The organism is Streptomyces sp. NPDC012835 (assembly GCF_042900885.1).
Classification (GTDB): domain Bacteria; phylum Actinomycetota; class Actinomycetes; order Streptomycetales; family Streptomycetaceae; genus Streptomyces.
On sequence record NZ_JBIBBW010000009.1, the window covers coordinates 83,552 to 101,457 of the forward strand.

Here is a 17,906-nt window from a genome sequence, read left to right on the forward strand (position 1 = left end):
AGGAGGCGGGCCGAGCCGAGCCGGACGGCGCGGAGCCGGACCCGGCGGGCTGGTCGGCCCGGGCGCGGGCCACGCCATCCGAACCGCCCACGCCGACCGGACCGCCCACGCCATCCGGACCGCCCGCGCCATCCGGACCGCCCGCGCCGCCCGGACCGCCCGCGCCGCCCGGGCCGACCGGCGCGGGCGGCGCGTCGTGCGGCTCGCGAGAGGTCACGCCGTACCGCCCTCGGCCGGGACGGCACCGGCACCAGCACCAGCACCAGCACCAGCACCAGCACTGTTGCCTACACCCGCACCAGCGGTGTCCGCGTCCGTGTCCGTGTCCGTGTCCTCCCGCATCGGGATGCGGACGTCGCGCTCGTCCGCCACCGACTCGGCGAGGTCGTAGCCCGCGTCGACATGGCGGATGACCCCCATGCCGGGGTCGTTGGTGAGGACGCGGCGGATCTTCTCCCCGGCGAGCTTCGTGCCGTCCGCGACCGAGACCTGGCCCGCGTGGATCGAGCGGCCCATCCCGACGCCGCCGCCGTGGTGGATGGAGACCCAGGAGGCGCCGGAGGCGACGTTCACCATGGCGTTGAGGAGGGGCCAGTCCGCGATGGCGTCGGAGCCGTCGAGCATGGCCTCGGTCTCGCGGTACGGGGAGGCGACCGAGCCGCAGTCGAGGTGGTCGCGGCCGATGACCAGCGGGGCGGCGAGTTCGCCGGAGGCGACCATGTCGTTGAAGCGCTCGCCCGCCCGGTCCCGCTCGCCGTAGCCGAGCCAGCAGATCCGCGCGGGCAGGCCCTGGAAGTGGACGCGTTCGCCGGCCATCCTGATCCAGCGATGGAGGGACTCGTTCTGCGCGGAGTCGCCCTCGGGGAAGAGGTCGAGGATCGCCTTGTCGGTCTTGTGGATGTCGGACGCCTCGCCCGACAGGGCCGCCCAGCGGAACGGGCCCCGGCCCTCGCAGAACAGCGGGCGGATATAGGCGGGCACAAAGCCGGGGAAGGCGAAGGCCCGCTCGTATCCAGCCAGTTGGGCCTCGCCCCGGATCGAGTTGCCGTAGTCGAAGACCTCCGCGCCCGCGTCCATGAAGCCGACCATCGCCTCCACGTGCCGGGCCATGGACTCACGGGCGCGCCGCGTGAAGTCGGCGGGCTTCTCGGCGGCGTACGAGGCCATGTCGTCGAAGTCGACGCCGAGCGGCAGGTACGCCAGCGGATCGTGGGCGGAGGTCTGGTCCGTGACGATGTCGATGGGAGCGCCCTCCGCGAGCAGGCGCGGCAGCAGCTCCGCCGCGTTGCCCAGCAGCCCGATGGAGAGCGGCCGGCGCGCGTCCCTGGCCTCGGTCGCGAGCTGGAGGGCGTGGGCCGGGCTGTCCGCCCGCACATCGAGATAGCGGTGCTCGATACGGCGGTCGATGGCGCGCGGGTCGCAGTCGACGCAGATCGCCACGCCGTCGTTCATGGTCACGGCCAGCGGCTGGGCGCCGCCCATGCCGCCCAGGCCCGCGGTGAGGGTGATCGTTCCGGCGAGCGTCCCGCCGAACCGCTTCGCCGCGACGGCGGCGAACGTCTCGTAGGTGCCCTGGAGGATGCCCTGGGTGCCGATGTAGATCCAGGAACCGGCCGTCATCTGCCCGTACATGGTCAGCCCGAGGGATTCCAGCCGCCGGAACTCCTCCCAGTTCGCCCAGTCGCCGACCAGGTTGGAGTTGGCGAGCAGCACCCGCGGCGCCCACTCGTGGGTCTGCATGACGCCCACGGGACGGCCGGACTGGACGAGCATCGTCTCGTCCTGCTTGAGCGTGCGCAGCGTGCGGACCATGGCGTCGAAGGAGCGCCAGTCGCGGGCGGCCCTGCCGGTGCCGCCGTAGACGACGAGCTGGTCGGGGTGTTCGGCGACCTCGGGGTCCAGGTTGTTCTGGAGCATGCGCAGGGCGGCTTCCTGCTGCCATCCCAGGGCGCTGAGTTCCGTACCGCGCGGTGCCCGTACGGGGCGGGGTCCTGACATGGGCGATGCCTCCTCCGGCGTGGAGCCGCTGACGAATGCGCCAGCCAATCTATTCACATCCTGAACGGATGAATACTTGTAGTCAACAGGTCCATGACCGTACCGGGCCTGCGCGGCCGTCCCCGAGATGATTGGCTGGGGACATGGCTTCGGTTCAGGGCAACGGCGAGAACGTGGATCGCGACATACGGCACGGCGCGGCGAACCCGGGCGGCGCGACGGGGGCGGTGGGGGCCGGGAGCACGGAGGCGGGGGCCGGGTCCGGCGCGGTCGCCCGCCGCGACCGCGCCGTGCGGGCCGCCGTGGAGCAGGGGCTGATCTCCGACGCCGAGCCGATCGTCGCCCTGCTGGACGTGGCGGGTATCCGCGCCTCGGCCGCCGCGCTCCGGGCCGCGTTCGACGGGGTCACCGCGCCCGGAACCCCCGTTCTGCACGCCTTCGCCGTCAAGGCGGCGCCGCTGGTGCCCGTACTGCGCCTGCTGGACGCGGAGGGCATCGGCGCCGAGGTCGCCAGCCCCGGGGAGCTGGCCCTCGCGCGGGCTGCGGGGGTACGGGCGGACCGCACCGTCCTCGATTCGCCCGCCAAGACCTTCGCCGAGCTGCGCGAGGCGCTCGCGCTCGGTATCGCCGTCAACGCGGACAACCCGCAGGAGCTGGCGCGCCTCGACGCGCTGACCGCCTCGGCGCCCACCGCCTCGCCGCGCGGCCTGCGGGTCAACCCGCAGCTCGGCGGCGGCTCCATCGGCGCCCTGTCCACCGCGACCGCCACCTCCAAGTTCGGGGTCGCGCTGCGCGACGAGGGCGCCCGCGCCTGGGTGGTGCGTGCCTTCCTCGACCGGCCCTGGCTGACCCGGCTGCACACCCACTCCGGCTCGCAGGGTGTCCCCCTCGAACTCATGGCACGCGGCGTACGGGCGGTGTACGAGCTGGCCGAGGAGATCAACGCGGCGGCCGGGCGGCGACAGGTCGACACCGTCGATCTCGGCGGCGGACTCCCCGTCAACTTCGGCTCGGACGAGGAGACTCCGACGTACGCCGACTACGCGCGGCTGCTGAGCGAGGCCGTCCCCGGGCTGCTGGACGGGCGCTACGGCCTGGTCACCGAATTCGGCCGTTCTCTGCTCGCCAAGCACGGCACGGTCCTCGCCCGCGTCGAGTACGCGAAGACCTCGGGCTCCCGCCCCATCGCGGTGACCCACGCGGGCGCGCAGGTCGCCACCCGTACCGTCTACGACCCGGCCTCCTGGCCGCTGCGCATCGCCGCGTACGACCCGGCCGGAGAACCGAAAACCGGCCCTTTCGTGGCGCAGGACGTCGCGGGCCCGGCCTGTTTCGCGGGTGACCTGCTGGCCGAGAACCGACCGCTGCCGCTGCTGGAACAGGGGGATCTCGTCGCGGCCCTCGACACCGGCGCGTACTACTTCGCCACCCACTACGCCTACAACAGCCTGGCCAGACCCGGTGTCCACGGCTTCACCGCGCCCGCCCGCGGCCCGGTGCGCTTCGCGACCGTACGGACCGCGCAGAGCGTCGAGGAAATTGTGGCCGAATCGGGCGGGGCCCATACGGACGCTCTCCTGGAAAGCTGAACCGAAAGCTCTCGGCCCCTGCCGCGCATGTTCCGCTGGAAAATGCCAGAACGACCACCCCTCGACACCAACGTTGCGTAATCTCTCGATCACCGCCGTACGACAGTGCGTCCGCGCGCCCGGCTGGGAGGGGGATTCGCATGCCCGGAATCGACGCTTGCCTGGAGGAGGCGATGACCCTGCCAGGAGCCCTCGGGGCGGCCATTGTCGACTGGACGAGCGGACTGGCGCTCGGCACGGCGGGGCAGTCACCTAACGGCGACCACGAGGCGACCGCCGCCGAGACGGCCGAACTGGCCAGGGCCGCCGCCGAGTACTCGGCCTTCGCGCCCACGGCCAGACCCCCGACCCCGGCCCCGGCCTCGGCCTCCGACCCCGGCGGCCACGCCAAGCGCCCCGCCACCGGCACCGGCACCGGCACCGGCACCGGCACGAGCGCCAGCACCAGCACCAGCACCAGCACCAGCACCAGCACCAGCACCGACGGTGACGGTGACGGCGACAAGGGCCCGCACGTCGAGGACCTCATCGTCACCACCCGCACCGGCTATCACATATTGAGCTTCGTGGAGACGGCGTTCGACAGCAGCGTCTTCCTCCACCTCTGGCTCGACCGCGGCACCGGCAACCTCGCCCTCGCCCGCATACGCCTGGGGCAGCTCGCCGAACGGCTGGTGCTGGAATGACCGCCGGGGCCACCGCGCAACCCGCCATACCACCGGCTGTCTCCCCGATGCTCGTGCGGCTCGCCGGGGAGCGCGCCACCGGAGCCCTGCTGCGCGACCACGGCACGCTCTACCTCACCGACGGCCGCGTGGTGCACGCCGAGAGCCCCGCCGCCCCCGGCATCGACGTCCTGCTCACCAGAGGCGGCCGATTACCCCGCGAGGGCTGGGAAGAGGCCGTCGACCGGGCCGGCGCCCGCCGCGAAGTGGGCAGATTCCTCGTCGACAGCGGCCGGTTGCACGACGGCGAGCTGGAGATCTGCCATCTGGGCGCACTCTTCGACGCCGCCTTCTTCGCCCTCTCCCCCGGCAGCGGCCCCACCCGTTTCCGCTACGGGGTGGCGCACTGGATCGGTCCCGTACGCCCCGTATCCGCGTCGGCCGTCGAGCGCGAGACGCTCCGCCGGCGTGAACTCCTCGACCGGGTATGGCCGTACGCGGCCGTCGACACGGCGCCGGTCGTCGCCAGAAGACCCGCCCCCGGACAGGCCGTCACCCACCGACAGCACGCGCTGCTCGCGCTGGCCGACGGCGTGCGTACGCCGGTGGCCATCGCCTGGGCCCTGGGCCGGCCCGCGTTCCACACCCTTCTCGACATCCGGCGGCTGGCCGCCGCCGGTCTGGTCGAGACGCCCGAAGAACCGGCGGCGGCCACGCTCCCGACGCTCCCCGCGTGGGTCACGGATGTCTCCGGCGATCCGGACATCGCACTGTTACGCCGGCTCCGCGACGCCCTGGAGGCAAGCCTGTGACCCCCCGCTCCATCCACCGCCACCCGGACCGTGCCGCGCTGTCATGGTCATGAGGCGCGCGTTGCGGGCGCGCGCCGAGAGGAGACAGCTGATGACGGCAGAGGCCGACGTACTCGGTGAGCTGAGGCGCCTGCGGGCCCGCCTCCCCCAGCTCAGCGGCGCGCTCGCGGCCAGTACCGACGGCCTGGTGCTGGCCCAGGACACCGCCGAGGTGGAGGCCGAGGGTGTGGCCGCCCTCACCGCCGCCGCGCTGGGCGTCGCCCTGCGGCTGGCGGACGCCACGGGCCAGGGCGGATTCAGGGAGCTGCTGATCCGGGGCGAGCTGGGCTACGTCGCCACGTACGCGGCGGGCACCTCCGCCGTCCTGACGCTGCTGGCGGACCCGAAGACCAACGTGGGCCGGCTGCATCTGGAGGCCCGCAGATCCAGCGCGCGCATCGGGGAACTGGTCGACGGCGCCCTCGAACGGCTGGAGACCGCCCGGCCGGCGACGGATCCCTCCCCGCGGTCCCCACGTGCGGCGCGCATGCCGCACCGGCCCCACGCCACATCCGGCAGCCCGGAACCCTCCGGGCCGCCGCCACCGGACGGAAGGGAAGCACGATATTCATGGCCACCACCGAAGCCGCTCTCAAGGAAGCCACCACCGTCATAGAAGGCGCCCTGGGGGCGGCCCTCGTCGACTACTCCAGCGGCATGGCCCTGGGCACGGTCGGCGGCAGCAAGGACCTGGACCTGACCGTCGCCGCCGCCGGCAACACCGACGTGGTCCGGGCGAAGGTCCGCACCATGGAACTGCTCGGCATGAAGGACGAGATCGACGACATCCTCATCACCCTCGGCGCCCAGTACCACCTGATCCGGCTGCTCAAGGGACGTGCGAACAGCGGGCTGTTCCTCTACCTGGCGCTCGACAGGTCCCGGGCGAACCTGGCGATGGCACGCCACCAGCTGATGAAGATAGAGGCCACGCTGGAGGTCTGACACCCGACGGACCCGCACCCGGACCGGACCGACACCGGCCCAGCACCGGACCGCCGGTCCGAAGGGGAAACCGGCGCCGCCTCGGCAACGAGCCGGCGCCGGTCCACACCGGGCACGGCTACGGGCACGGGCACGGGCAGGGCACGGGTACGGGCATGGGCAGGGCACGGGTACGGGCATGGGTAGGGCACGGGTACGGGCATGGGCACGGGCACGGGTCCTGGCACGGGGTCCGGGCCATGGGCCCTGATGCTGGTACTGGCCGGCCCGGTTCAGCGCCCGCGGCGCCGCGCGCCGCCGACCGCCGCGTCGCCGGCCGCGAGCCCCGTCGTCCGGTAGCCCTTCACCTGCTTGCCTACGGGCCGCCCGGTCCCGGCCCAGTCGGTACGTACCCACAGCAGCACCTCGTCCCGCCGCTCCCGCGCCCCGAGCCAGCCGGCCTTCAGCCACAGTCCGGCCCCGGCGCCCGCCAGGGCGAGGCCCCCGGCGACGGGCAGCGCGAAGGACGCCCCCACCGCCGCCAGGAAGCCGGCGAGCAGCCACCACCGGTGCGCCCGCCGCCAGTTCCGCAGCGTCACCGCACGGTCCTGGAGATAGTCGTACTTCGCGGCCCGCGAGGCGCCGTCCGCCCACGCGGTGTAGCGACGACGGCGTACGAGAACGACCGCCACGCCACACAGGATGAACAGCGCGGCCCCGGCATAGCCGCCGATCCGGCGACCGGTCAGACCGGGGATCAGAAACCCGATCCCGGCCGCCACCAGCCCCAGCCACCACAAGGGCGCCGCTCCCGCCCGTACGATCACCGCCACCCGTGCCAGAGACTGTCCGCCGCGCCCCACTACCTGCCTCCTCAAGCCGTTCCACGCCTGCGTGTCGGCGCGCAGACTAACAACGCTCTCTGAGCGTTTCCTGAGTCCGGCCGGGCCGTTCCGGGGCGGGGAGGCGTCAGGCTCCGGGCCGCAGGTGTTCTCCGGCCCACTCCGCGAAACCGGTGAGCGGAATCCCGAGGGCACGCGCGTACTCCGGGCGGGCCGGCTGGCCCACCTGGTTCAGCCACTCGTGCCCGGTGAGCAGTTGCGGAATGCCGACGACGCCCGCCTCCTCCGGGGTCATGTCCGGGGCGGTCAGCTCGACGCCCAGGGCGCGGGAGAGGACCTCGACGACCTCGGTCATCGTCAGCTGCTCGCTCGCCAGTTCCAGCTCGACGCCGTGGAACCGCTCCGGCTCGGCGAAGGCGGCAGCGGCGGCGGCGCCGATGTCGGCGACCGCGACGAGGGACAGTTCGGTGCCGGGCCGGAGCACCGTCACCAGGCCGCCCTCGATGCCCTTCGGGAGCAGGAGGGACGGCGGCAGGAAGTTCTCCATGAAGAAACTCGGCTTGAGAAGCGTCCAGTTCCGGAAGCCGGCCTCGCGCACCCGTTCCTGGAGCGCGCTCTTGGTCTCCATGTAGTGCTCCATCGACGCCCACTTGCCCTCCGCCCAGCCGGGCACGGAGCGGTGCTGGTCGGCGCCGGAGACGGAGGCGTGCACGAACTGCGCCACCCCCGCCTGCCGTGCCGCGTCGATCAGGTTGCGCCCCTGGACCCACTCGGAGTCGCCCGCCAGATCGGTCATGTCCGGCATCTGCACCGAGAAGACGGCCCGCGCCCCCTCGGCCGCCCGCCGGACGGTGTCCGGTTCGTAGAGGTCTCCGGTGACCAGCTCGGCACCGAGCGCCGCGACCGCCCTGGCCCGCTCGCTCTCCGGGTCACGGACCAGGGCCCGCACGGGAACCCCCGCCGCGAGCAGGGCGCGAGCCGTCGCACCACCCTGTCTGCCGGTGGCGCCACTGACCAGAACGGGCGCGGAATCTGTGGAATGTACGGACATGATGCTCCCAAGGCAGACCGAACCGATTAAACGGCGGGGCCCGCCGCTTAACTTTTCGGTACGATACGGAGGACCCCGCCACTTAGCAACCGGGAGATGACGCCATGACCGCCGTCCAGCGCGCGGACGCGCGGCGCAATTACGCCCGCATCCTCGCCGTGGCCGAGGACGAGGTCGCCGCGCACGGCGCGGACGCCTCCCTGGAACAGATCGCGCGCACGGCAGGGGTCGGCTCCGCCACGGTGCGCCGCCACTTCCCGACGCGGCGGGCCCTGCTCGAAGCGGTCTTCCAGGAGCGGATCGAGTCGCTGCGCACCCGCGCCCACGAACTGGCGACCGGCGCGGCCGACCCCCGTGCGGCGCTGCTGGAGTGGCTGGGCGCGCTGTCCGCTTACGCCGCCTCCGCGCGCGGAATGGCCGAAGCCATGGCCTCGGGTGGGGCGGCCGACCCGGAGTACGCGGGCGGCTGCGCCAAGAACCTCACCGAGGCGCTGGCCCCCCTGGTGGACCGCGCCGCCCGCGCGGGCACCGTGGCGCCGGAGGTGACGGCGACGGACCTGGTCACCCTGGTCACCGGCATCGCCCTGGCCACCGAGCACCACCGGGCCCCGGCGGCCGAGGCGGACCGGCTGCTGGGCCTGACCATGGCGGGTATCAGCCCGCGGGGGTGAGCGGGGGCGCCGGTCCGCGGGCCGCGGCAGGGAAGGGAGAGCGCATCCCACCGCCCCAACGTGGCGCCGGAGTCAGCAACCGCTCACAGAACCTGCCTTGACGTCGTCGCACTCGACGGGCCGGAACCGTCACCTGGGACTCCGGCCCGGATCGGCCCCTGCGCGCGAGGCTCGGGCCGCGGTGCCGGCGCCGGCGGTCTCCGCAGACCCGGCCGCCGGGCGGCCGGTGTCCGTCAAGGTGTCGTCGGGCGCGGGGTGTCCGCCGGCCTGCCGTGTGCGGTGTCGGTGGGTTCGGTCGGTACGAGTGCGGCGAGGAGTTGCAGCTTCTCGTCGCTGTCGCTGTCCTGGTCGGGGTAGTAGACGACGAGGATGACGTCGTCGATGGGGAGTTTGTCGCGGTGGAGCCGCAGTTCACCGACGACGGGGTGGTGGACGGTGGTGGTGCCTCCATCGAGACTGCGGACATCGTGCCGGGCCCACAGCGTGCGGAACCGCTGGCTGGACAGGGCGAGTTCTCCGACGAGTTCGACGAACCGGGGGTTGTCGGTGTCGTCCCCGATGGTGGTGCGAAGCGCGGCGACGAAGCCGGCGGCGGCTTTGGCCCAGTCCTGGTGGAAGGCTTGTTCCTCGGGATCGAGGAAGAGGGAGCGGAGCCGGTTCTGGCCGGGCCGCAGGCGCGGGGAGAGCGCGACGGCCATGGGGTTGGAGGCCAGGACATCGAACGCACGCCCTTCGACGAACGCCGGAATCCGAAGATGGGCGAGGAGCTGGTGCACCCGTGCCGGGACCTGCTCGGGTCGCTTGCGGCGCGGTGCCCCGGGGCGTGCTGCCGTGAGGCCGAGCAGATACGCGCGCTCGACGTCGTCGAGGCACAGGACGCGCGCGAGTGATTCGAGGACCTGGGGTGAGGGGTTCCTGTCGCGGCCGCGTTCCAGCCGCAGGTAGTAGTCGGGGCTGATTCCGGCGAGCAGGGCGACTTCCTCGCGGCGCAGACCGGGCACGCGGCGGTTGCCGCCCGGCGGGATTCCTGCCCGCGCCGGCGAGATCAGCTCACGCCGGGCGCGCAGATAGCTGCCGAGCCGGTGGCCGGATTCCGCATCCTTCATACCAACACCGTAATGCGGTGGGCGTGACCCAGCGGGGGCCCTGGCAGGACCAGGGAAGACGGGGGCACTGTCCCACCCGGCGGATGCCGCCAAGACTGCGGTAGCGCTGTCCGCGAAGGGCAGAGAACATCAATCGAGGCGCCGCGGGCCTGAACGCCGTCGGCGCCCTGGACCGAAGGGAAGATCTCGTGGATCTCTCCAACCGCACCGTTCTCGTCGTCGGCGGGACCTCGGGTATCGGACGGGAGCTGGCCCGCAGGTTCGTCGCAGCGGGCAGCGTCGTGGCCGTGGGCGGACGCAGCCCGGAGGCACTCGCGGAACTCGCCGAAGAGGGCTTCGGCACCTTCAGCGTCGACGTCACCGACAGCGCCTCCGTCGCGGCTGCCCGTGACGCCGTGCTCGCCCGGTACCCCGAACTGGACACCGTGGTGACGATGCCGGGCGTCATGCTCCTGGAGGACCTGCGCGACCCCGCGCACTTCGAGGCCGCGCGGACGACGGTCGACACCAACCTGATGGGCACCATCCGGGTCATCGACGCCTTCACCCCGCACCTGATCCGGCGGGGCTCCGGCACCTTCATCACCGTCACCTCCGGCATCGCCTTCCTGCCTTTCCCGCCCATGCCCACCTACGCCGCCTCGAAAGCCGCGGTGCACGCCTACTCCGAGGCACTGCGCGCGCAACTCGACGGCACCGGCGTCAGCGTCGTCGAACTCGTCCCCCCGGCCGTCGCCACAGCGGGCCAGGAGAAGGTGAACCCGCACGCGCTGCCGCTCGACGGCTTCGCCACCGAGGTCATGCGGCTGCTCGCAGCGGACCCCACCCCCCGCGAGATCCTGGTGAACGGGGTCCTCATGCACCGCTGGGCCGAGCGCGACGGCACCTACGACGACCTCGTCGCACAGCGCTCCCAGGCCCTGGCCATGCTCCCCGGCCGCGCGGGCTGACGCCGCCGAAGGACGGTACCGGCGCTCGGGCTCAGGTCGTGCGGCCCCATCTGAGGAAAGCCGGCTGCGCCTGCTCGCCCAGCCGGAGTTCGCCCCGCCGACCCGCTGAGGGGCCGCCCCCGGACGGACCGGCCAACGGACCGGGCCGGCCCCCGGACGAAGCGGCCCACTGACGGCCGGTCCCGGACGGACCGACCCCCGGACGGACCGACCCCCGGACGGACCGGCCCACTGCCGGGCGGGTCCCCGGACGGGCGGGTCCCCGGACGGGCGGGACCCGGACGAAGCGGCCCACTGCCGGGCGGGGGTTCCGAGGGCCCCTCACTCCACGAACAGCCCCCGCGCGCTCGCCCGCGCGTCGAACTCCTCCAGCCGCGCCTGCGCGTCGGGCAGCCCGTCGCACATGGCCTCCAGCAGCACCCGCCCCAGCAGCATCGGCGCGCACACCGTGTCGAAGGCGAGGCCCGTGCCGACCGCCGCCGGGATCAGCAGGTCGCTGTGGCGGGCGACCGGGGCGAACGCCGAGTCGGCGACCGTCACCACCGTCAGACCGTCCGAGCGCGCGTACGCGAGCGCGTCGACGACCTCCTTGGGATGGCGCGGCAGGGCGAAGCAGAGCAGCGCGCTCGCACCCGCGTGCCGGGCGGCGTCGATGCGGTCGGCGAGCATCGTGCCGCCCTCGTCCAGCAGCCGTACGTCCGGATGGACCTTCGCGGCGAAGTAGGCGAAGCCGCGCGCCTGCGAGGAGGCCGCGCGCAGGCCCAGGACCGGCAGCGGGCGGGAGGCGGCGAGCAGCCGGCCGGCGCGTTCGACGGGCGCCGGGTCGGCGAGCAGCTCGGAGAGGCGGCGCAGGTTCTCGATCTCGCCCTGTACGGCCTGCTGGTACTCGTTGTACGAGGAGTCCGGGTCGGCCGGCCCGGCGGGCGTGACCTCCCGCAGGTGCCGCCGCAGCGCCGGGTAGCCGTCGAAGCCGAGCGCGACCGCGAAGCGGGTGACGGACGGCTGGCTGACCCCGGCCAGCTCGGCGAGTTCGACGCTGGACAGGAACGGCGCGTCGGCGGCCTGCCGGACCATGCTGTGGGCGATACGGCGCTGGGTGGGGGTGAGCCGGTGGCCCTCGAAAAGCCGCTGGAGTCGGGCGGCAGGGCTGTCGCTCATGCGATCCCCCTCGTGTGATCGTCGGTCGGTTCGGCGGCGGCACGGCCCGCGGGGTGAGGCACGCAGTGGCCCACGGCGTTCACCGGTCCCGTGAACCGGCCGAGCGGCGCGGCGGCCGTGGTCGGCCACCGACTATTCAGCCACGGAGAACTCTGCATGAGCATATGCAGCCAGGCAAGGGACGGCCTCCCTGGGCGGTGGAGACCCTCGGCCCGGGCGACCTGACGGGACGGGAGCGCGCCGTGGACGGCCGAGGGGTTCGGCGGAGCAAGCGACCGCCCAGCCGCCTGCCCGCCTGCCCGGCCGCCCGCCCGACATCCCGTCCCGCGCGCTACCCCTCGCCCGACGCGTCGGCGCCGGAGAACGGCATCTGCCCCGCGTCACCCGTGCCGCCGAGCGACTCGAAGCGCCAGCGGTGAGCGGGCCGGGCGAGCAGGTCGGCCGGCGCGGCGGGGAGTTCGGGGACGTCCGCGTCGTACGGGCCGTTCCACCAGGTGATGACCAGGACGCGGTCCTGGGGGGCGCGCAGGAGTTCGTGGCGGAGCGGCTCGGGCGTCAGCTCCCGGACGCGGGCCCGCGCCCACTCCAGCAGTTCAGCGCCCCGGCCGGGCGCCGCCTTGGCCTCCCACATCAGCGCCACGGTCATGAGTACAGGTTCTCCTTGCTCAGCTCGTGCAGGTGGTCATGATCATGCCCGTGTCCCCCGCCATGACCGTGCCCGTGCCCCTCGCCGTGCCCGTGCTCATGCTCGTACTCGTGCCCCGGCACATGCGGTTCCGTCACCGGCAGCGACGAGTCCGCCGACAGCCCCCAGTCCGAGGCCGGCCGGTTGCGCGCCACCATCTCCGCGCCCAGCGCCGCCACCATCGCGCCGTTGTCCGTGCACAGCCCGGGGCGCGGCACCCGCAGCCGGATGCCCGCGCGCTCGCAGCGCTCGGCCGCCAGCGCGCGCAGCCGGGAGTTGGCCGCGACCCCGCCGCCGATCATCAGGTGGTCCACACCCTGGTCCTTGCAGGCGCGCACCGCCTTTCGCGTCAGTACGTCGACCACCGCCTCCTGGAACGACGCCGCCACGTCCCGTACGGGCACCTCCTCGCCCGCCGCGCGCTTCGCCTCGATCCAGCGCGCCACCGACGTCTTCAGCCCGGAGAACGAGAAGTCGTACGCGGCGTCGCGCGGCCCGGTCAGACCGCGCGGGAAGGCGATGGCCGCCGGGTCGCCCTCCCGGGCCAGCCGGTCGATCACCGGACCGCCGGGGAAGCCCAGGTGCAGCACGCGCGCGATCTTGTCGAACGCCTCCCCCGCCGCGTCGTCGATCGTCGCGCCCATGGGCCGTACGTCGGACGTGATGTCCGGCGCGAGCAGCAGCGACGAGTGACCGCCGCTGACCAGCAGCGCCATCGTCGGCTCGGGCAGCGGCCCGTGCTCCAGCTGGTCGACGCAGATGTGGGAGGCGAGGTGGTTCACGCCGTACAGCGGCTTGCCCAGGGCGTACGCGTACGACTTGGCCGCCGAGACGCCGACCAGCAGCGCGCCCGCCAGGCCGGGTCCGGCGGTGACCGCGATCCCGTCCAGGTCGCGGGCCGAGACTCCGGCCTCCTTCAGGGCGCGCTCGATCGTCGGAACCATCGCCTCCAGGTGCGCGCGGGACGCGACCTCCGGTACGACACCGCCGAAGCGGGCGTGCTCGTCGACGCTCGAAGCGACGGCGTCGGCGAGCAGGGTCGTACCGCGCACGATGCCGACGCCGGTCTCGTCACAGGAGGTCTCGATACCGAGGACGAGGGGTTCGTCAGCCATTGTCATCAGCCATTCTCATCAGCCCTGGGGCTCGGTTCCTTGATGGGTCTTCACATGGAGGCGCATGACGAGCGCGTCGACATTGCCGGGCTGGTAGTAGCCGCGGCGGAAGCCGATGGGCTCGAAGCCGAACCGTTCGTACAGCTTCTGCGCCCGGGTGTTGTCCACCCGCACTTCGAGCAGCACTTCCGCGCACTCGAAGGCGGTGGCGTGCTGGAGGAGGTCGGTCAGCAGCCGCGCGCCGAGGCCGGTGCCCCACTGGTCGCGGGCCGCCGCGATGGTCTGTACGTCGGCGAGCCCGCCGGCCGCCGCGAGCCCCGCGTACCCGACGATCCGGCCGCCGGGGGACTCGCCGGTGCCCGCGCCTGTTCCCGGAGCCTCGGCGACGACATAGCGACGGGTCGCCCGGGGGCCGCGCGCGTGGGCCAGCTCCGACCAGAACATGCCCGGCGACCAGGCGTCCTCGGGGAACAGTTCGTGTTCGAGTGCGAGGACGGGCTCGATGTCCCACCAGCGCATCTCGCGCAGCACCACGGGAGCGGACTCCGTACGGGTCACTTCGGGGTGACCACCTTGTAGTTCTTCGGCACCTGCGCGTCGGGCCTGCGCAGATACAGCGGCAGCGGCGGCAGGAAAGCGCCGCCCGCCGCCAGCTTCTCGGCGGCCAGCGAGGCGAGCGCCGCCGCCGACTGGTGCTCGGGCCCCCGGGCGTCCGGGAACGCGTCCGGGTAGAGCAGCCCGCCCGCGCCCACCACGGGCAGCCCGGCGAGCGGCTCGGCCAGCTCGGCGGGCCGGTCCACGGCCGGGTCCGTCAGCCGCGTACGGCTGTCGGCGTACCGCGCCCAGTAGACCTCCTTGCGCCGCGCGTCCGTCGCCACGGCGAACGGCTCGTCGAGCCCGGCGGCGTACGCGAGACCGTCCAGCGTGCACAGTCCGCGCACCGGCACCCCGAGCGCCGAGCCGAAGGCCAGGGCCGTGACGAGGCCGACGCGCAACCCGGTGTAGGGGCCCGGCCCCACCCCGACGACCAGGTCGGTCACGGCGTCCAGTTTCACCCCGGCCCCGGCGAGGACCCGGTCGACGGCGGGCAGCAGCAGCTCCCCGTGGCGGCGGGCGTCGACCGCGCTCTCGGCGGACAGGACGGAGTCGCCGTCGTGGAGAGCGACGGTGACGGCGGGCGTGGCGGTATCAACGGCGAGCAGAAGCACGCAAACAGCCTACGGCTCCCCGGCCCCGGAGCACGCCGCACCCGGTGCCCGGATGCCTGCTGCTACCGTCCGCACGGGGTCATACGTATGAGAGGCGGATCAAGGGTGTCCAGGAGCAGCTCCGGAATCGTGGCCACGCTCACGGCGGCGGCCATCGCCACGGTCGGCTTCCTCGCCTATCAGGCGTCGGCGAACGCCTCCGACGCCCTCGGCAAGCCCGCGGGGGCCCCGAGCGCCTCCGCGTCCGCGTCCGCCGCCGCCCAGCCCCGTAAGGACCCGCGCTCGCTGCCCGCCGATTCCGGCAGCGGCGAGCGGGTCGTCTACTCGCTGCGCGACCGGCGGGTGTGGCTGGTGGGCGAGGACGGCAAGCCGGAGCGGGCCTTCGCGGTCGTACCGAGCACGATCAGCCCGGAGGCCGGTACGTATCTCGTCTCCTCGCGGTCCGGCACGATCACCGGCTCCGACGGGGTACGGGTCGAACACGTGGTCCGGTTCGCGAACGTCAACGAGGTGGCGATCGGCTTCAGCTCGGCGGTCGACGGCACGATGTCGGCGCCCGACCCGTCGCTGAGGACGGGCGGCGTGCGGATGAAGCGGGCGGACGGCGACGCGCTGTGGACGTTCGCGACGGTCGGCACGAAGGTCGTCGTCGTCCAGTAGTCGCGCCCCGCCCCTCCCTGACGGGCGCGGCCCCGCCGCTCTGTCACTCTCCGTGCTGTCATGTGGGACCGCGGTCCGCACATGACAGCACGGGATCGCGCCGACGCGCCGCAGCGGCCGGCGTCAGGCCGCGTCCCGCCGCAGCGCGTCCGCCGCCGCAGCGGCCTCGCGCACCGCTATGGCCTCGCGCGCCTCGTCGGCCACGCCGACCGCCGAGGGCGCGCGCGGCGGCGTCGATACGGCTCTGGCCGCCGCGCAGGACGCCAGCAGGTCTTTCATCGGTACGGAGGACGGCGACAGCGTCCGCGACAGATACGCCGAGGACCGCGGCCGCGGCTGCGGCTCTGACTGCGGACGGGATGCACGCTCGGGGGCCGGCATGGATGCCTCCTGTGGCTCCGGGGGCAGGCGTGGTTAGGTAGACCTAACCAGGTCTCGGTAACCATGTGACCATGCGCGGCACGGCACGCGCAACATTTTGCCGACGACTTGTCGGAAAGTACGGCGCGCCTGGCCGTATCCCGGCGGAATCCCACCGCCGTCGCGCCCGGTGGGCCGCCGGCCTACCGCCCGGACCGGGAAACCAGCGGGTCAGCGCCCCTCCGGCCGCCCCTCCGGCTTCCCCTCCGCTTCTCCGCGCGACAGCTCCAGCGCCGTCCCCGACCAGCGGTCGCCGTACCCGGTCAGCGTCACGGTCCGCCGGTCGTCGTCCTCCGTACCGGCCTGCACGGCGCCCACCACCCGGTCGATGACCACGTGCAGCCGGTCGTCCGACAGCTCCTCGACCTTGCCGTCGCCCCACTCCACGACCACCACGGAGTCCGGCAGCGAGACGTCGAGGTCGAGATCCTCCATCTCGTCCAGCCCGCCGCCGAGCCGGTACGCGTCGACATGGACCAGCGCGGGGCCGCCGGACAGCGACGGGTGGACGCGGGCGATCACGAACGTGGGCGACGTCACGGCGCCCCTGACCCCGAGGCCCTCGCCGAGGCCGCGCGTCAGCGTGGTCTTGCCCGCGCCGAGTTCGCCGGTGAGCATCACCAGGTCACCGGGGCGCAGCAGGGCGGCGAGTCCCCGGCCCAGTTCCCGCATCTCCTCGGGAGAGCCGATACGGAGAACGGTGGCGGTCTGCGCCGGGGTCGGGGTCGGGGTGGGACCCGGGTCCGGGTCCGGCGGGGTGACGGCGTCAGCTGTCTGGCTGTGCGGTGCTTCCATGCGGGCCAACGTTAGTCTCCAGCGGCACCGCTCCGACGCGCGCGAGCAGGTCGGCGAGCCGGTCCGTGACCGCCTCCGGGCGTTCCAGCATCACCAGATGACCGGCGTCCGGGACCAGGACCAGCTCCGCTTCCGGCAGCAGATCGCCGATGGCCTCGCTGTGCGAGCTGGGTGTCACGAGATCGCTCTCACCCGCGAGGACGAGCGTCGGGACCTCCAGGAAGACCGCCAGCGCCCACGCCTTGTCGTGGTCGGTGAAGGCCGGATAGAACTCGGCGACGACATCGATCGGGGTCGATTCGATGAGCCGCTCGGCGAACCGTACGACGGCGGGGTCCACGTCCTTCGAGCTGAACGAGTAGCGCTTGATCAGCCCCGCGAAGAGGTCGGCGGTGAGCCGCCGCCCCCGCTCGACCAGCTCGGTCTGCGAGCCGAGCGCCTTGAGGACGCCGGGCAGCACCCGGCGTACCGCGTTCACGCCCGCCATCGGCAGCCCGTAGTCGATCTCGCCGAGCTTCCCGCTGGACGTGCCGACGAAGGCGGCGCCGACGACGCGTTCCCGCACCAGCTCCGGGTACTGCGCGGCGAGGGCCATCATCGTCATCCCGCCCATGGAGTGCCCGACCAGCACGAGCGGGCCGTCCGGCGCCGCCGTGTCGATGACGGTCTTGAGGTCCTGGCCGAGCCGGTCGATGTCGACGGGTACGGGGTCGGGACCGCGCTGGGCGACGCCCCGGGCCGAGCGGCCGTGGCTGCGCTGGTCCCAGTGGACGGTACGGACGAGGCCGCGCAGCGCCGCGCGCTGGAAGTGCCACGAGTCCTGGTTGAGGCAGTAGCCGTGGCTGAAGACGACCGTGACGGGCGCGGGCGCCCTGCGTCCGAAGAGGCGCCGGCGGCGTGGCGCCGTGCCCGCGGCGCCGGGGCCGGCCTCCGGCGTGACCTCGTCGACCTCGTAGTACAGCTCCGTGCCGTCGTCGGCGACGGCCTTGCCCGGGGTACCGCGCAGCGCGCCGTACGGTCCGGTGGCGTCGAGCGCGAGCTGTGCCTTCCTGCGTATGCCCCGGCCGACGGTCAGGCGCTCGATCGCGACGCCCGCGGCGGCTCCGGCGGCGATCACGCCTATGGCGGCGCCCGCCAGCCCGGCGCGGCGCCAGTTGCCCGTGGCCGCCGCCGCTGCCGCGTCCGCCGCCGCGCTGCTCTCGCTCACCGTGCGCTCCT

General features: G+C 73.5%; 20 protein-coding genes. 8 read left to right on the forward strand and 12 right to left on the reverse strand.

Annotated features, from left to right (window positions below):
• Positions 1 to 213 precede the first annotated feature (213 nt).
• Positions 214 to 1,998: a urocanate hydratase gene (hutU, locus tag ACFY6S_RS29135; protein ID WP_388827952.1), complete on the reverse strand. Its 1,785-nt coding sequence runs from the start codon at positions 1,996 to 1,998 to the stop codon at positions 214 to 216.
• Positions 1,999 to 2,141: 143 nt separating this feature from the next.
• Between hutU and ACFY6S_RS29140 the strand changes: the two genes are divergently transcribed.
• From ACFY6S_RS29140 to ACFY6S_RS29160, 5 genes are all read left to right on the forward strand, one after another.
• Positions 2,142 to 3,587, forward strand: a complete 1,446-nt coding sequence (locus ACFY6S_RS29140; RefSeq protein ID WP_388827955.1) for a diaminopimelate decarboxylase — start codon at positions 2,142 to 2,144, stop codon at positions 3,585 to 3,587.
• A gap of 140 nt (positions 3,588 to 3,727) precedes the next feature.
• Complete coding sequence (locus tag ACFY6S_RS29145; protein ID WP_388827958.1) at positions 3,728 to 4,273, forward strand: hypothetical protein; 546 nt, start codon at positions 3,728 to 3,730, stop codon at positions 4,271 to 4,273.
• Positions 4,270 to 5,064: a transcriptional regulator gene (locus tag ACFY6S_RS29150; protein WP_388827960.1), complete on the forward strand. Its 795-nt coding sequence runs from the start codon at positions 4,270 to 4,272 to the stop codon at positions 5,062 to 5,064. The genes ACFY6S_RS29145 and ACFY6S_RS29150 overlap by 4 nt, the downstream gene beginning before the upstream one ends.
• 91 nt (positions 5,065 to 5,155) lie before the next feature.
• Complete coding sequence (locus ACFY6S_RS29155; protein ID WP_388827963.1) at positions 5,156 to 5,719, forward strand: roadblock/LC7 domain-containing protein; 564 nt, start codon at positions 5,156 to 5,158, stop codon at positions 5,717 to 5,719.
• Entirely contained in the window at positions 5,674 to 6,048 is a 375-nt protein-coding gene (locus tag ACFY6S_RS29160; protein WP_388827966.1) for a hypothetical protein, read from the forward strand. The genes ACFY6S_RS29155 and ACFY6S_RS29160 overlap by 46 nt, the downstream gene beginning before the upstream one ends.
• A gap of 272 nt (positions 6,049 to 6,320) precedes the next feature.
• Here the strand turns inward: ACFY6S_RS29160 and ACFY6S_RS29165 are convergent, their stop codons facing one another.
• Positions 6,321 to 6,890 carry a hypothetical protein gene (locus ACFY6S_RS29165; protein ID WP_388827969.1) on the reverse strand — a complete coding sequence of 190 codons (570 nt, stop codon included), beginning with the start codon at positions 6,888 to 6,890 and terminating at the stop codon, positions 6,321 to 6,323.
• A gap of 106 nt (positions 6,891 to 6,996) precedes the next feature.
• The gene (locus ACFY6S_RS29170; protein WP_388827972.1) at positions 6,997 to 7,920 is read right to left on the reverse strand and encodes an NmrA family NAD(P)-binding protein; all 924 of its coding nucleotides are present in this window, start codon (positions 7,918 to 7,920) and stop codon (positions 6,997 to 6,999) included.
• 104 nt (positions 7,921 to 8,024) lie between these two features.
• Between ACFY6S_RS29170 and ACFY6S_RS29175 the strand changes: the two genes are divergently transcribed.
• A complete protein-coding gene (locus ACFY6S_RS29175; protein WP_388827975.1) occupies positions 8,025 to 8,591 on the forward strand; it encodes a TetR/AcrR family transcriptional regulator in 567 nt (188 codons plus the stop codon).
• Positions 8,592 to 8,824: 233 nt separating this feature from the next.
• On the opposite strand, the gene ACFY6S_RS29180 is transcribed toward ACFY6S_RS29175, so the two are convergent.
• Entirely contained in the window at positions 8,825 to 9,697 is an 873-nt protein-coding gene (locus ACFY6S_RS29180; protein ID WP_388827978.1) for a helix-turn-helix transcriptional regulator, read from the reverse strand.
• A 188-nt stretch (positions 9,698 to 9,885) separates the two neighbouring features.
• Here ACFY6S_RS29180 and ACFY6S_RS29185 point away from each other — a divergent pair, with 188 nt between their 5' ends.
• Positions 9,886 to 10,647: an SDR family oxidoreductase gene (locus ACFY6S_RS29185; protein ID WP_388827981.1), complete on the forward strand. Its 762-nt coding sequence runs from the start codon at positions 9,886 to 9,888 to the stop codon at positions 10,645 to 10,647.
• Positions 10,648 to 10,968: 321 nt separating this feature from the next.
• Here ACFY6S_RS29185 and ACFY6S_RS29190 read toward each other — a convergent pair whose 3' ends face one another.
• The 5 genes from ACFY6S_RS29190 to tsaB all read right to left on the reverse strand — a co-directional run bounded on the left by ACFY6S_RS29190 (position 10,969) and on the right by tsaB (position 14,813).
• Complete coding sequence (locus ACFY6S_RS29190) at positions 10,969 to 11,805, reverse strand: MurR/RpiR family transcriptional regulator (RefSeq protein ID WP_388827984.1); 837 nt, start codon at positions 11,803 to 11,805, stop codon at positions 10,969 to 10,971.
• Positions 11,806 to 12,136: 331 nt separating this feature from the next.
• A complete protein-coding gene (locus tag ACFY6S_RS29195) occupies positions 12,137 to 12,451 on the reverse strand; it encodes a hypothetical protein (protein ID WP_388827987.1) in 315 nt (104 codons plus the stop codon).
• Positions 12,448 to 13,605, reverse strand: coding sequence for a tRNA (adenosine(37)-N6)-threonylcarbamoyltransferase complex transferase subunit TsaD (gene tsaD / locus ACFY6S_RS29200; RefSeq protein ID WP_388827990.1), 1,158 nt, complete (start codon positions 13,603 to 13,605; stop codon positions 12,448 to 12,450). Before tsaD ends, ACFY6S_RS29195 begins: the two co-directional genes overlap by 4 nt.
• 18 nt (positions 13,606 to 13,623) lie before the next feature.
• Positions 13,624 to 14,124, reverse strand: a complete 501-nt coding sequence (gene rimI, locus ACFY6S_RS29205; RefSeq protein ID WP_388828570.1) for a ribosomal protein S18-alanine N-acetyltransferase — start codon at positions 14,122 to 14,124, stop codon at positions 13,624 to 13,626.
• Between the two features lie 35 nt (positions 14,125 to 14,159).
• Positions 14,160 to 14,813: a tRNA (adenosine(37)-N6)-threonylcarbamoyltransferase complex dimerization subunit type 1 TsaB gene (gene tsaB / locus ACFY6S_RS29210; protein WP_388827993.1), complete on the reverse strand. Its 654-nt coding sequence runs from the start codon at positions 14,811 to 14,813 to the stop codon at positions 14,160 to 14,162.
• A gap of 126 nt (positions 14,814 to 14,939) precedes the next feature.
• Here tsaB and ACFY6S_RS29215 point away from each other — a divergent pair, with 126 nt between their 5' ends.
• On the forward strand, positions 14,940 to 15,473 hold the full coding sequence (locus ACFY6S_RS29215) for a L,D-transpeptidase (protein WP_388828573.1): 534 nt from the start codon (positions 14,940 to 14,942) through the stop codon (positions 15,471 to 15,473).
• 123 nt (positions 15,474 to 15,596) lie between these two features.
• Here the strand turns inward: ACFY6S_RS29215 and ACFY6S_RS29220 are convergent, their stop codons facing one another.
• From ACFY6S_RS29220 to ACFY6S_RS29230, 3 genes are all read right to left on the reverse strand, one after another.
• Entirely contained in the window at positions 15,597 to 15,854 is a 258-nt protein-coding gene (locus tag ACFY6S_RS29220) for a hypothetical protein (protein WP_388827996.1), read from the reverse strand.
• Positions 15,855 to 16,064: 210 nt separating this feature from the next.
• Complete coding sequence (tsaE, locus tag ACFY6S_RS29225; RefSeq protein WP_388827999.1) at positions 16,065 to 16,688, reverse strand: tRNA (adenosine(37)-N6)-threonylcarbamoyltransferase complex ATPase subunit type 1 TsaE; 624 nt, start codon at positions 16,686 to 16,688, stop codon at positions 16,065 to 16,067.
• The gene (locus ACFY6S_RS29230) at positions 16,660 to 17,895 is read right to left on the reverse strand and encodes an alpha/beta fold hydrolase (protein WP_388828002.1); all 1,236 of its coding nucleotides are present in this window, start codon (positions 17,893 to 17,895) and stop codon (positions 16,660 to 16,662) included. Before ACFY6S_RS29230 ends, tsaE begins: the two co-directional genes overlap by 29 nt.
• Positions 17,896 to 17,906 lie beyond the last annotated feature (11 nt).

Excerpts from the sequence above, each read along its gene's own strand:
- hutU (WP_388827952.1), bottom strand. The coding sequence starts at position 1,998 with ATGTCAGGACCCCGCCCCGTACGGGCACCGCGCGGTACGGAACTCAGC.
- ACFY6S_RS29140 (WP_388827955.1), top strand. The coding sequence starts at position 2,142 with ATGGCTTCGGTTCAGGGCAACGGCGAGAACGTGGATCGCGACATACGG.
- ACFY6S_RS29145 (WP_388827958.1), top strand. The coding sequence starts at position 3,728 with ATGCCCGGAATCGACGCTTGCCTGGAGGAGGCGATGACCCTGCCAGGA.
- ACFY6S_RS29150 (WP_388827960.1), top strand. The coding sequence starts at position 4,270 with ATGACCGCCGGGGCCACCGCGCAACCCGCCATACCACCGGCTGTCTCC.
- ACFY6S_RS29155 (WP_388827963.1), top strand. The coding sequence starts at position 5,156 with ATGACGGCAGAGGCCGACGTACTCGGTGAGCTGAGGCGCCTGCGGGCC.
- ACFY6S_RS29160 (WP_388827966.1), top strand. The coding sequence starts at position 5,674 with ATGGCCACCACCGAAGCCGCTCTCAAGGAAGCCACCACCGTCATAGAA.
- ACFY6S_RS29170 (WP_388827972.1), bottom strand. The coding sequence starts at position 7,920 with ATGTCCGTACATTCCACAGATTCCGCGCCCGTTCTGGTCAGTGGCGCC.
- ACFY6S_RS29175 (WP_388827975.1), top strand. The coding sequence starts at position 8,025 with ATGACCGCCGTCCAGCGCGCGGACGCGCGGCGCAATTACGCCCGCATC.
- ACFY6S_RS29180 (WP_388827978.1), bottom strand. The coding sequence starts at position 9,697 with ATGAAGGATGCGGAATCCGGCCACCGGCTCGGCAGCTATCTGCGCGCC.
- ACFY6S_RS29190 (WP_388827984.1), bottom strand. The coding sequence starts at position 11,805 with ATGAGCGACAGCCCTGCCGCCCGACTCCAGCGGCTTTTCGAGGGCCAC.
- ACFY6S_RS29195 (WP_388827987.1), bottom strand. The coding sequence starts at position 12,451 with ATGACCGTGGCGCTGATGTGGGAGGCCAAGGCGGCGCCCGGCCGGGGC.
- tsaD (WP_388827990.1), bottom strand. The coding sequence starts at position 13,605 with ATGGCTGACGAACCCCTCGTCCTCGGTATCGAGACCTCCTGTGACGAG.
- rimI (WP_388828570.1), bottom strand. The coding sequence starts at position 14,124 with ATGCGCTGGTGGGACATCGAGCCCGTCCTCGCACTCGAACACGAACTG.
- ACFY6S_RS29220 (WP_388827996.1), bottom strand. The coding sequence starts at position 15,854 with ATGCCGGCCCCCGAGCGTGCATCCCGTCCGCAGTCAGAGCCGCAGCCG.
- tsaE (WP_388827999.1), bottom strand. The coding sequence starts at position 16,688 with ATGGAAGCACCGCACAGCCAGACAGCTGACGCCGTCACCCCGCCGGAC.